Annotated in this window: 10 protein-coding genes; 4 read left to right on the top strand and 6 right to left on the bottom strand. The window is 69.7% G+C overall.

Annotated features, from left to right (window positions below):
* Positions 1-1,401 (top strand): glycosyl hydrolase family 28 protein, encoded by a 1,401-nt coding sequence (locus tag ACBJ59_RS52275; RefSeq protein ID WP_375117447.1) that lies wholly within the window; start codon positions 1-3, stop codon positions 1,399-1,401.
* Positions 1,398-3,146 (top strand): hypothetical protein, encoded by a 1,749-nt coding sequence (locus ACBJ59_RS52270; RefSeq protein ID WP_375117446.1) that lies wholly within the window; start codon positions 1,398-1,400, stop codon positions 3,144-3,146. Before ACBJ59_RS52275 ends, ACBJ59_RS52270 begins: the two co-directional genes overlap by 4 nt.
* Before the next feature lie 306 nt (positions 3,147-3,452).
* Here the strand turns inward: ACBJ59_RS52270 and ACBJ59_RS52265 are convergent, their stop codons facing one another.
* Together ACBJ59_RS52265 and ACBJ59_RS52260 are read right to left on the bottom strand one after the other, a co-directional pair.
* Positions 3,453-4,271: an NAD(P)H-binding protein gene (locus ACBJ59_RS52265; RefSeq protein ID WP_375117445.1), complete on the bottom strand. Its 819-nt coding sequence runs from the start codon at positions 4,269-4,271 to the stop codon at positions 3,453-3,455.
* Positions 4,272-4,299: 28 nt separating this feature from the next.
* Positions 4,300-4,764, bottom strand: coding sequence for an ATP-binding cassette domain-containing protein (locus tag ACBJ59_RS52260; protein WP_375117444.1), 465 nt, complete (start codon positions 4,762-4,764; stop codon positions 4,300-4,302).
* Positions 4,765-4,860: 96 nt separating this feature from the next.
* On the opposite strand from ACBJ59_RS52260, the gene ACBJ59_RS52255 reads away from it, so the two are divergent.
* A complete protein-coding gene (locus ACBJ59_RS52255; RefSeq protein WP_375117443.1) occupies positions 4,861-5,826 on the top strand; it encodes a helix-turn-helix transcriptional regulator in 966 nt (321 codons plus the stop codon).
* Between the two features lie 841 nt (positions 5,827-6,667).
* Here ACBJ59_RS52255 and ACBJ59_RS52250 read toward each other — a convergent pair.
* On the bottom strand, positions 6,668-8,836 hold the full coding sequence (locus tag ACBJ59_RS52250; protein WP_375117442.1) for a glycosyl hydrolase family 28-related protein: 2,169 nt from the start codon (positions 8,834-8,836) through the stop codon (positions 6,668-6,670).
* An 89-nt stretch (positions 8,837-8,925) separates the two neighbouring features.
* Positions 8,926-9,477, bottom strand: coding sequence for a LacI family DNA-binding transcriptional regulator (locus tag ACBJ59_RS52245; protein WP_375117441.1), 552 nt, complete (start codon positions 9,475-9,477; stop codon positions 8,926-8,928).
* Between the two features lie 667 nt (positions 9,478-10,144).
* Here ACBJ59_RS52245 and ACBJ59_RS52240 point away from each other — a divergent pair.
* Positions 10,145-11,188: a cupin domain-containing protein gene (locus ACBJ59_RS52240; protein WP_375117440.1), complete on the top strand. Its 1,044-nt coding sequence runs from the start codon at positions 10,145-10,147 to the stop codon at positions 11,186-11,188.
* A gap of 4 nt (positions 11,189-11,192) precedes the next feature.
* Here ACBJ59_RS52240 and ACBJ59_RS52235 read toward each other — a convergent pair whose 3' ends face one another.
* Together ACBJ59_RS52235 and ACBJ59_RS52230 are read right to left on the bottom strand one after the other, a co-directional pair.
* Positions 11,193-11,459, bottom strand: a complete 267-nt coding sequence (locus tag ACBJ59_RS52235) for a hypothetical protein (RefSeq protein ID WP_375117439.1) — start codon at positions 11,457-11,459, stop codon at positions 11,193-11,195.
* Between the two features lie 20 nt (positions 11,460-11,479).
* Positions 11,480-12,673: an Nramp family divalent metal transporter gene (locus ACBJ59_RS52230; protein ID WP_375117438.1), complete on the bottom strand. Its 1,194-nt coding sequence runs from the start codon at positions 12,671-12,673 to the stop codon at positions 11,480-11,482.
* Positions 12,674-12,755: the final 82 nt, after the last annotated feature.

Here is a 12,755-nt window from a genome sequence, read left to right as displayed (position 1 = left end):
ATGCCCTCCCGACGCTCTCTGCTCAAGGCCGGAGGATCCCTCGCCGCGGCCTCACTCCTGCCCGGGACCGGCCCGGCGGCGGCCGAGTCCCGGCCTCCCGATCCGTGGCGCAAGGTGCCGGACATTCTGCGCAAGATCCGACCTCCCCGGTTCCCGAGCCGGGAGTGGGACATCACCGCGTTCGGCGCGGTGGGCGACGGCACGACCGACTGCACGGCCGCGTTCGCGGCGGCGATCGGCGAGTGCCATCGCCGGGGCGGCGGCCGGGTCGTGGTGCCGCCGGGACGCTTCCTCACCGGTGCCGTCCACCTGCTGAGCAACGTCGAGCTGCATGTGTCGGAGGGCGCGGTGATCGCCTTCAGCACCGATCCGAACGCGTACCTGCCGGTTGTCCTCACCCGGTGGGAGGGCACCGAGTGCCGCAACTACAGCCCCTTCATCTACGCCCACGGGCAGCGGAACATCGCGGTCACGGGCAGGGGAACGCTCGACGGCCAGGCGCGGCAGGGTCCCTGGGAGAGCTGGTACGCCAACGGCGGACCGCAGGCCGGGGACCAGCGGGCGCTGCGGAAGATGGGCGACGACGGCGTGCCGGTGGAGGAGCGCGTGTTCGGGGCCGGGCACTACCTGCGTCCCGCCATGGTCCAGTTCGTGAAATGTCAGAACATCCTGGTCGGCGACATCACGATCCTCGAGCCGCCCATGTGGACCGTGAACCCGGTCCTGTGCACGAACGTGACCGTGCGCGGCATCACCGTCGTCAGCACGCTCTACAACACCGACGGCTGCGACCCTGAGGCGTCGTCGTACGTGCACATTCACCATTGCCGGTTCAACACCAACGACGACTGCGTGGCGGTCAAGTCCGGGCGTGACGCCGACGGCCGCAGGGTGGGCGTGCCCAGCGAGAACATCGTGGTCCAGGACTGCCAGTTCTCCGGCCGCTGGGGCGGCATCACGGTGGGCAGCGAGATGTCGGGCGGGGTGCGCGACGTCTTCGCCGAGCGGTGCGTGATCAACTCACCGGACTTCCCCGGCAACTACCCGGTGAAATACCCCGTCTACATCAAGGCCGGCAAGAAGCGCGGCGGCTTCATCGAGGGTGTCTACACGCGCGACTTCACCGGCGGGAACGTGGACCGTGAGGTGATGTTCGTCAACATGGACTACGCGAGCAACGAGCAGGGCACGGAGCCGGTGTCGGTGCGCGACATCCGGATGGAGCGGACCCGGCTCGACGGGGCCGACGCCGTGCTCAACCTCGTCGGCCTGGAGACCGACCACCTGGTCGGGGTGCGCCTGGAGAAGTGTGCGTTCACGAACGTGACCGGGCCGGACAAGATCGCGTACACGGACGGGCTGAGCCTGCGGAAGGTCTTCGTGAACGGGGTGGAGCAATGAGGCACCTCCTCGCCGTCCTGATCCTGCTGGCGACGGGCGTGGTGGCGCTGCCCGCACGGGCCGAGGCCGGACAGCCGGTGCGCGGGTGGACGATCCTGTCCGACAGCGACGCCGGGGCCGACGCCGTGATCGCCGCCGCGAAGCCGTACAAGATCAATCACCTGCAGCTGAGTCACGAGATCGTGCACGACCTGCGGGAGGTGCGCGACCCGGTCAAGCGGGCGCGGGCCAACCGGCTCACCAAGGCCGCGCACGACGCCGGGATCGCCGAGGTGGCGATCTGGGACCACTCGCTCTACGACCTGAGCCACTACCCGGCCGAGTTCCGCACCGGACCGGGCGGCACCATCGACCTGGACGACCCGGCGTTCTGGGAGTGGTTCAAGCAGGACTACCGGGAGATGCTCGATCTGGTGCCGGACATCGACTCGGTGGTGCTGACCTTCATCGAGACCGGCGCACGGGTGGAGCGGCAGCACTCGGCGAAGCTGGCCACGGCCGAGCAGAAGCTGGCCTACCTGGTCGACCAGGTCGCCGACGTCATCATCGGCGAACGGCAGCTGGGGCTCTACCTGCGCACCTTCGGCTACTTCCCGGAGGAGATGGAGCGCACGATCGGCGCCATCGCGTTGGTGCGCAACCCGGACGTCAAGGTGATGGCCAAGGCGACGCCGCATGACTTCTTCCTCACCCACCCGAACGATGCCACGATCGCGCGGATCGGCAGGCCGGTGCTCGTCGAGTACGACGCGGCGGGCGAGTACAACGGCCAGGGGAAGATCGCCAACGCGTGGCCGGAGGAGCACGTCAAGCGGCTGCGCCACTATCAGCGGCTCCCGAACGTGATCGGCTACGTGGCCAGGACCGACCGATACGACGACTCCGGCATCATCGGCACGCCCACCGAGATCAACCTGTACGCGCTGGCCCGGGCCGCCGAGGATCGCCACGTGAGCGTGGAGACGATCTATCAGGAGTTCGCGGCCAGGACCTACGGGCGGGCGGCCGCGCGTCATGTCGCGTCGGCGCTGTCGAAGTCGTACGAGATCATCACCTCGGTGCTGTACAGTCTCGGGACGAACACCGCCAACCACTCCCGGCTCGACTACGAGCCGTACTGTTCGAGCTATCACCGCAGCGTGTCCGGCAAATGGATCGAGCCGCCCGTCACGTATGTGCGTCACGGTGTGAACAAGCGGCTCCACTTCTGGCTCGACGTGGTCGACCACCTGTCGCCGGCCGCCTGCAAGGCCGATCCCACACTGGCCAGGGAGGCGCAGTACGTGCTGGACCGGGGCTGGGTGACGCCGGGCGACCATATGACGCCCACGTACCTCCGCTATGTGCTGACGGAGAAGGACCACGGGGTGCGGGTGGCCGAAAGCGCGCTGCGCGACATCGCCAAGGCCCGGCGCGCGCTGGCGCCCGAACACTTCCAGCAGCTCCACGCGTACTTCGAGCGCACCCTGCTGACCGCCAGGCTGCACCGGGCGATCGCGGCGGCGTACTTCGGGTACCGGATCTATGCCCGGGACGAGCGGCAGCGGACCCCGGCGATGCGGCGCCTCATCTGGGACGGGCTCGACCAGGCTCAGCACATCGCCGAACGGATCCGCACGTACCCGGTGCCCGCGGCCGATGGGGAGTGGAACTGGATGCAGGACGCGGCCGAGGCCGACAAGTACCACGACCGCATTTCCACGGGCTGGGACCGATATGGGGGGATAGCGGTTCCCCGCCCTTGACGGTCAGGGTGCGGATCGCCACGGCCTCGCCCCAGGCGTTTCATCTCATGCACCGTGAAGATCACCCGCTGATGCGGAGCCGCCGTCTTGATGGTGCGGGCGAAGTCCAACGCCTTGGCGAACTCCGGCCGCACCTTCACGCGGGTGCCGATCTTCGCCGAGAAGATCGGCTCACGCTCCGCCTGGTGCAGCATCGGGCACCACCGGGCGGGGTGGTGCGGCGTGTCGGAACTCCTCATCTCTGAACAAGACCAGCCCGACGCCCGAATCCCCGCTGTGCGGAGCCACGGGTTCGGCCCGTGCGGGTCAGGGCGCGGTGCGGAACCGTTCAGCGTGTTCCCGCGCCCACTGGGCGAAGGTTCGCGCGGGCGTGCCGGTGACGTCCTCGACGGTGGGCAGGACCACACCGCCGGCCCCGGGCGGGTTCGTGGCCAGTTGGATTCCGAACTCCACGTAGTCCTCGTCGTATCCGTAGCCGCGCAGCCGGGCGCGCTCCGCGTCCTCGCTGAGGTGTACGAAGGCGATGTCCTGCCCGGTGGCCTCGGCGATGATCCGGACGCGTTCCGCCGGGGTGAGGGCTTCGGGCCCGGTGATCGGGTAGCTCCGGCCCTCGTGGCCCTCGTGGGTGAGCGCGGTGGCGGCCACGGCGGCGATGTCGGCCTCATGCACCATCGCGCTGGGGAAGGTGGCGAGCATGGACGCGGTGCCCTGGGAGCGGATCTCATCGGCCCATTCGAGGGCGTTGCACATGAACTCCGCCGGCTGCAGCAGGGTCCAGCGGATCGCACTGGACTCCAGGGCGCTTTCGATGCTGGTGGGCGACCAGCCGCCGAGAACCGTGGCCCGAGTGATGCCGTGGCGTACGGCGAGGTCGATGATCTCGGGGCCGTTGGTCAGGTCGTGGTCGCCGCCGAAGGTGATCAGGTGGATCGCGTCGACCCCCTCGAAGGCTGCTCCGAGCGTGGCGGCATCGGTGAGCTCGCCCGCCACCACCTCGACACCGGCCGGGAGGTCGGCTTTGGCGGGGGTGCGGGAGAGTGCGCGGACGTCGTGTCCGGCTTCGTGGAGTTGTCCGACGAGGTGCCGCCCGACCTGGCCGGTCGCTCCGGTGACGAGGATGCGCATGTTCGTGGGTCCTTTCGTGTGAGTGTTGTCAGTCGGTGCTGGCGCGCAGGGCGCGGAGCCCGAGGAGGAAGCCGAGGACGGCGGTCGCGCCGGCGGCGAGGAATCCGTAGCCGACGTCGGGAATCGCGATCTGTCCGGCGAAGAGGTCGCGGGCGGCGGCCCGGTCGAGGCCGTAGATGCGGCCCTGGGTGACGACCTCGTCCAGGGCCCGTTGGGTGTGCCCGGCGCCGTTGCCCTGGCCGACGTAGCCGATGCGCTCGCGCACCAGCGGAGCCTGGGTCCGCACGGCGAAGCCGGCGACGCGCGCGGTGCCGCCCGTGGGCGGGAGCAGCGTCGAGCGCATCCGCATGAACGTGCTCTTGCCCGCGCCGTTGGGGCCGAGAGCGGCGACCGTTTCCCCGTGCGCCACGGAGAGGTCGATGCCCCGGACGGCGCGGACCTCATCGCCGCCGGGAGCCCGAAGACTCCGGGACAGATCGGCAGTGCTGATCATGTGTCGGCGTACGCTCCATTCCCGCTTCGGTGGCGGTTCCCATCATCACCGGGCTTGTGGCCGCTATATGTCCACAAGCGGGCCTAGAGTGGGCCCATGTCGACCGGCACCCGCGTCCTCGAACTCCTCGGCCTGCTGCAGAACCGGCGCCATTGGCCCAGCCACGAGCTCGCGCGCCGCCTCGGCGTCAGCCAGCGCACGCTCCGCCGCGACATCGACAGCCTCCAGGAGCTCGGGTATCCGATCACCGCCGCACGGGGCACCGGCGGCGGCTACCAACTCAGCCCCGGCGCCTCGCTCCCGCCCCTGGTACTCAGCGAGGACGAGGCCGCCGCCATCGTCATGGGGCTCCAAGAGATCACCTCCGGCCCCTCCCTGATGTCGGCCGACGCCGCGCTGAGCGCCATGGCCAAGATCGTCCAGGTGCTTCCCGTACGGATCCGACGCCGCATCGACAGCCTCCGCGCCGTCGCCGTCCCAGCGCCCACCCCAGAGGCAGGCGTGGGCGTCACCGATGTCGCCTCGTTGACGACCCTCGCCCTGGCCTGCCGCGACACCGAGACCGTGGGGTTCGCCTACCGCACCCGCACCGGTCAGACCGCGGCCAGGACCGTCCACCCGCACCACATCGTCCGCGTCGAGAACCGCCTGTACCTCATCGCCTGGGACCTCGACCGGGCTGACTGGCGCACCTTCCGCGTCGACCGCATCGGTGATGCGAGCCGCACCGGCACGACGTTCGCCCCCCGCCCCCTCCCCGCCGACGATCCCGTCGAGTACGTGCGCGCCCGGATCAGGGCGATGCCCGCCAGGTATCCCGTTCGCGCCACGGTGGGAGCCCCCGCCGAACGGGTGCGGGCGGAGATCGCGCACTACGGGACGGTCGAACCCATCGACGACACCTCGTGCCGGGTGGAGATCGCCACCGACTCCCTGGACTGGGCCACCTTCTGCATCGGAGCGCTCGAGGCCCCCGTTGTGGTCCACGGCCCACCGGAAGCCATCGCCTACATGCGCGCCTGGGGACGACGCCTCACCGCCGGCACCCAAGAGCCCCCGTGACCGGCGCAACCGTCTTCAAAGGGCGCAGAACCGGGCGACGCCGACCCGGAGCAGCGGACACGGAGCCAACCCGCACCGCCCCAGGCCCCCGGCCCACCCGCCACCCCTTTTGCGTCAACGCCCGGCGCCGGGCTGCATGGCCGGTGAGGGGTAGACGGTGAACACCCGCTGGCAGCCACGCGCCCAACCGCCGCGCTTCGGCGGCCAACGCCTCGCGGGCCTGCCGGGAGACATCGTCATCAAGCAGGCGCAGCTCGCCCACACCGCCGGGATCCTGCACCCATGCACCGACGACGCGTCCGTCGACCCCAGGCGGTGGTGCCGGAGGCCGAGATGCGGCGCGAGGTCGGCGATCCATGGCTGGAAGGCGGCCTGTGGGCCGTGCAGCGGCTCATAGACGGTGTGGCCGATGTCGGCAGGATCGCGGGCCGGCGGGCCAAGCCCTGGACGAGGTGGTCCAGGGCTTGGCCGTTCAGGCGAGGGTGTAGTCGATCATCAGGTTGTCGCTGTCGGTGCCGCCGAAGCGGCCGCAGTCGATCTTGCATGCCAACGCAGTACTTGCCCGGGGTGTGGGGCGATACCGAGCTCGACGCAGCCGCCCTCGTCCGGGACCCGGCCGTCCAGCACGGGCTTGAGCACCTGGCACTCGTCCATGCCTTGCGCGACCAACCGGGCGGCCTCGCCACCGTCGCGCTGCGGCAGACAAGTGTCCAGGCCCAGGCCGCGTACGGCGGCTTCCACGACCAGGTTGAACTGCCCTTCGGCGTCGCAGGACAGCGGCGCGGCCGGCTAAGCCTTCACGGTCGTCGCCCAGGACCGGAGGGCGGCGCTCCGACGTGGCTCATCTCACCTCGATCAAGGTGAACTCCACCTCGGGCACGCTTCGCCCACTGTCATGGTCGTGGACGGCCGCGCCCCACTGGGTGAACTCGGGGGTCTTGTCGCGGTAGCCGCGGTTGCCGCGCAGGGTGATGCGGCAGGAGCCGCGGACGCTCACGGCGTACGGGTGCGGCCCCAGGACGGTGGCCACGCGGAAGAGAACGGAGTTGGCCAGCAGGATGTCGCGGCTGCGCTCGATCTCGACGGCCTGGGATCGCCAGCCGTAGATGTGGTCCTCCGTCTGCAGGCCGAGGAAGCGCCATCCTGACACGCCGCGCAGCACCACCTCGCGGGTCTCGTGGTGCTCCACCGAGATCTCGTACAGGCGGGCGGGGACGTGGGTGTCCTCCACCAGCAGGCCGTTGTCCGCCCAGCCGTTGACGCTCCACACGTTGGCGAACGTGCCGCCGCCTCCGCGTACCCAGATGCTGTACTTGTGCCTGCCCCGGTAGCTGTAGCCGGGGTCACCCGTCGGGGCGTCCGCCGGGTGCCACTTGACGAACTGGGTCGCGATGTCGGCCAGATAGGAGTCCGCGCCCGACTGCCACAGCAGGTTCACCGCGCCCGGTGTCTGCCTGGCGGTGTCGAGTCCGATGCCCGTCACGACGGTACGGCCACCGCGCGGGGTCGACACCAGTGCGCGTGGCGCGTCCGGGTCGGAGAAGGCAGGGTGGCCGTCGGCGGCGAGCAGCCAGGTCTGGCGCGGATGCAGGCCGATGAGGCGGGTGCCGGCCCGCAGCCGGAGCGTGCCGGTCAGCGTGTACTGCCCGATGGGGACGAACACGGTGTCGTGGCGGTCCACGGCCGCCTGGAAGACCGCCAGGTCGTCCTCGCCCATGCCGATGGTGCGCCCCATCCTGGCCGCGACGTCGGCGACGCTGACCCACTCGCGCGTCGGCGGCGGCACGGGGGTGTCGGGCCTCAGGTTGGTGAGGGAGCGGCCGATCGGGGCGCCCGGGCGAAGGTCGGCGTGCACGCCTTCCCGCCGGGTCTCGCCGCTGGTCAGGGCGTGTTCGACGCGCAGTCCGTACGTCAGCTCGCGGATGTGGACCGACGGCGACGGTGCGGAGGTACGCGAACCGCTCTGCGCGAGCAGGAGCAGGTCGCTGACCCGCGAGGACGTGCAGTTCAGCAGGGTGAGCTGGGTGCTGCGCCGGATGAGGTCGTTCTCCGAGCCGGGGACCTGGTCGTTGAGCACCACGGCGACGTCGCGGACGTCGTGGAAGTGGGAGTCCTGGACGTACAGGTGCTGCCACTGCCCCGGCGCGCCCTCGAACGCCCTCGGCGTGCGCGCGACCACGGCCCTGACGACGACGAGCTTGGCGTCGTTGACCATCGCCACCGCGGCGCGGCGCTGGCCCTCGAACCGGCAGTCGAGCAGCGTGGTCTGCCAGCCGGCCGAGGCGGCGTAGGCGTTCAGGCCGACCTCGCCGCCGCGCACCCGTACGCGGTGGATCAGGTTGGCGTTGTGGTCGATGCCGGCGCGGGCGTCGCCCGCGTCGATGTCGAGGTCCTGCAGCAGGCAGAGCTGCGCGCCGCCGAACCGGACGGCCACCGCGTCCGGGTTGCCGGCCGCGATGGTGATGTCGAGGTTGACCAGGCCGGAGCCGAAGGTGTCGTTGTTGGCGTAGGCGATCGGCCCGCCCACGGGACGCCGTACGAAGGAGAGCACGTCCTTCGCCGTCCCCGACGCGTAGCCGAGGGTGTTCTCCCCCAGCAGGAGACGGGGACGCCGGCGGCCGAAGCCGATCACGCGGACCGAGTCGTACACCCGGACGGTACCCGACAGCCGGTACGTGCCTTCGGGCACGAGGACGACGCCGCCCCCGTCACCGTGGGGGAAGTCGCGCACGCCACCGAGGATGTCGCCGAGCTTGTTGGCGATACCGCGCCGGGAAGCCTCATCGATGGCGGCCTGCAACGCCGCCGTGTCGTCGCCGACGCCATCGGCGTGGGTCTCGAAGCCGGGCCCGCCGAGCAGCACGGCCTGCGGGTCGGGCGGCGCGGTCACGAACACCGACCCCGGCAGGTCCCACCCGCTCGCGAGCGGATCGGCGGCGGCGGGCTCGGGCAGCAGCGGTAAGGCGGCCGCGCCGGCGGCCAGGGAGACGAAACCACGTCGGGAGTACACAGGACATCACTCCTTAAGCCCGGTGTGCGCCAGTCCCTCGATGAACTGGCGCTGGGCGAGGACGAAAACGATCAGGATCGGCACGGCGGTCATGGAGGCGGCGGCGAGCTGGACGTTCCACATGGGCCTGCCGTAGGCGTCGACGAACTGGGTGAGCGCCTGCGGCTGCGTGAACATGTCGGGCTGGACAGGCACACGATCGGCTCCAGGTGGAGGTTCCAGGAGTGCAGGAAGGCGAAGATGGCCGGGGCGCCGAGCGCCGGTCTGGCCGGCGGAAGCGCGACCCGGTAGAAGGTGCCGAAGTGGCCCAGGCCCTGTTGAACATCCGGAACAGCGGCACGATCGTGACCTCTCGGGATGAGCAGGCCCTGGCTGTCGTCGTTGAAGATCCGCCGCTTGCCGCGCGTGGCCCGCGCGCTGGTGAACAGCAGCAGGTCGTACCCGGCCTCCTCGGCGAGCCTGCGGGCGGCGGGGTCGGCGATGTAGCCGGTCTCCCTGATCACCCGCAGCACCCGTTGCCGGGTCTTGGGCGAGATGCGCACCGCGCTGTCCACGCGGTTGCTGAGCACCAGCGACACGGTGGTCTGGCTCACCCCCGCCATGCGGGCGATGTCCTGCTGGGTGAGGCGTCTTGCCACCATCCGTCTCCTCGATAATGCGCATTAGCAGAGAGTGTGAGACTTCACGAAGGGTGGGGTCAAGAGGTGATAGCCCAGTAATAATCCGTATTAGCAGAAAACGCCCGGATCGCAGCCCTCCGACCGGGCCCGGAGCCGCCGACTCGCCGGAGACCGCAACGACCGCCTCGGGCAGCGGCTCCCCCGCCGCTCCCCCGGTGCGCGCTCGCCCTTCTGACTGGCGTGTTTTCATTAACACGATCAGCGCCACGTACGCAGTGCGCAAGGGCTCAATTGCACAGCTCCCGACCTGGGACGACGCTCCCCGCACCGATACGACATCATCGATCCTCGTACTCGTGCGACTGCTCCACCTGATCGCCACGCAGATCTTCGCGTGGCTCGTCCCGCTGTCTCGTTCCTCCGCGGCCGAAGACGCAGAGATATTGATCTTGCGGCACGAGATGGCGGTGCCGCGCGAACCAGGGCGACCGGAAGGGCCATGATCGGGCGACACGCCGTGACGCAGTCCGCCACAGCGGACACGCGCTGCTTAACCTGGGCATACGCCAGCACATGAAGATCGATCACTGGATCGGCCGCGTGGGCGTGCCCTGCGCTCCAAGGACGATGTTCCGCGATGCCGCGCACGGGATTTCGATCGTCGGCATGCGGTTACGAAGGAGAAGTCATGACGAGTACGTCGCCGCACATCACTTCTTTGGCGGCTCTGCCACCCGCATTCGAGAACGAGCTCGGATCGGTCACCATGGTGGACGCCACCGTGCTGCCGATCCTCAACCGGCTCTCGCTCAAGCATGTCGTGCTGGAGCCCGGCGCCATCCGCGAGCCGCAGTGGAACGTCAACGCCAACCAGCTCGGCTATTGCCTTGCCGGCACGGTCCTGGTGTCGATCCTGGGCGACGCCGACGCCTTCTCGTCGTTCATCGTCCGAGCCGGTCAGATGTATCACGTCGAGTCCGGCGCCATTTACCACATCGAGAACATCGGCGACGAGCGCGCCGAGTTCCTTCTCGCGCTGCGCAGCGAGCGCCCGCAGCACTTCTCGTTGCACGCCAGTTTCAACGCCATGACCGATGCCGTGCTCGGTAACACCTACGACCTGCCCGCGTCGGCGTTCGCCGCCTTCGAGCGGTCTCCGGCTCAGCAGATCGTCCGGCGCGCCGGTTCGGCCGATGTCCCGTCCACGGCGGGGCTGCCCAACGCCCATCTGTTCGACGCGGAAGGTCAGCATACGCCGCTGTCGTACGCCTACGGCGACGCGCGCCTGGCCCGCAAGCAGTACTGGGCCGCCCTGGAGGACATCTCCATGTACTCCCTGCGTATCAGGGAGAGCGGGATGCGTGAACCGCACTGGCATCCGATCACCGCCGAGATGGGATATGTCGCCAAGGGGCACGCCCGCATGCGCGTCCTGGACCCCGACAACACCCTCGACGAATACCTGCTCGGCCCCGGCGACATGTACTTCGTGCCGCGCGCCTTTCCGCACCACATCGAGGTCATCGGCGACGAGGACATTCACTTCCTCATCTTCTTCGACCAGCCCATGCCCGGCGACATCGGCTACCGGGCCACCGCCTCGGCATTCTCCCGCGAAGTCCTCGCCGCGAGTTTCGACATTCCCGAGCGGGAGCTGCCGCAATTTCCCTTCACCCCGATCGACCCGCTCATCGTCGCCCGCGCAAACCCCGGTGACCCGGTCCGCCGATGACGGCTCACGGCTTGCATCGCGATTCACGCTTCGGCGGCATGAGGAGAACGGAACGGATCAGCTCCGTCCCGCCCAGGATCCCCGCGGCCAGCAAAATGGCGACAGATGTGAGCAGCAGCACGAGGGTGAGCCACACGGTCGCCTCGAACATCGCGCAGCCGACGGTCAGACCGGCGAACACGAAGAACTTGCGCCTTATCCGGCACAGGGAAATCGGAATGAACGTCTCCGGTGAGGCCCCGCCGGAGCCGGGCCCGGTCTGGTCGTGCATCGAAAGATCCCGTTCACAGCTCACAACAGCAGGAAAACCGGCAACGAGCAGCCCAGGGCCGCGACGATCACTGCGGCCGTACCCGCGATCCAGGTCGTGTGCGGGGCGTTGACCAGCTCACCCATCAGCGAACGATCACGACAGAAAGAGACGAGCAGGAACAGCACCACGGGCACGCCGAGGGAGATGACCACCTGACTCAGAACCAGCAGGTCGGTCAGGGAAGCGCCGGAGAACAGGGCAAGAACCGCCGGCGTCATGGTCACGATCCGGCGCACGCGCACCGGCACCCGCCGGCCGAGGAAACCCCTCATCACGATGTCGCCGGCGAGGGTTCCGATCCCGGAGGAGGAGATCCCCGACGACAGCAGCGCGACAGCGAAGGCGAGGGCGGCGGCTCCACCGATCCGGGCGCCCAGCTCCGCATGGGCGGCCTCCAGATCGCCGGTCCACCCACCGCCGGTCGCGGCGCCGAGCCCGGCGCCGAGGGCGATCATCGACACGTTGATGACCGTGGCCACGCCCAGGGCGAGCGAGCAGTCCAGGCGCAGGATCCGGCGGACGAGGACGGGCTGGCGGCGGACCGCCTCGGTCGTCATGCCGCGCCCCTGCACCAGAGCCGAGTGCAGGTAGACCGCGTGGGGCATGACCGTGGCGCCGACGATGCCCATGGCCAGCAGCAGCGCTCCCTCACCGCCAAGGCTCGGGATCAGCCCGGCGGCCAGGCCGCTCACCGACTGGTTGCCCGTGACGACGATGTCGTAGCCGATGCCCGCGCCGACGAACATGAGCGCCGCGGCACTCATGAGCTCGAACGGGCGAGTGCGCCCCTTGCGCCGCAGTTCCAGCAGCGCGAGCGACACCACGGCCGTGGACAGCGCCGACACCGCCACCGGCATCCCGAACAGCAGGTGCATGCCGATGGCCGCACCCACGAACTCGGCCAGATCGGTCGCGAGCACGACCACCTCGGCCTGCAACCACAGCATGAGACGGCCTGCCCGGGTGAAGCGCCGACGGCACAGGCTCGGCAGGCTCTCCCCGGTCGCCATACCGAGTTTCGCCGCCTGGAACTGCACCAGGATCGCGACGAGACTGGCCGCCACGACGACCCACACCAGCGTGTAGCCCAGCGTCGCACCCGCGGTGAGGTTGGTGGCCACGTTCCCGGGGTCGACGTACGCGATCGCCGCCACAAAGGCCGGCCCCAGCATGGCGGCGACCCGGGTGGCCCCCGTTTCCTGCGGCGGGACCGGACGAACGCCCGCACCACCGGTGGACCTCGGCGAAATGGTC

The organism is Nonomuraea sp. MTCD27 (genome assembly GCF_041950495.1).
Lineage (GTDB): Bacteria > Actinomycetota > Actinomycetes > Streptosporangiales > Streptosporangiaceae > Nonomuraea.
The sequence above is the reverse complement of the archived record's forward strand: the minus strand, read 5'-3'. Positions and strand labels throughout refer to the sequence as shown.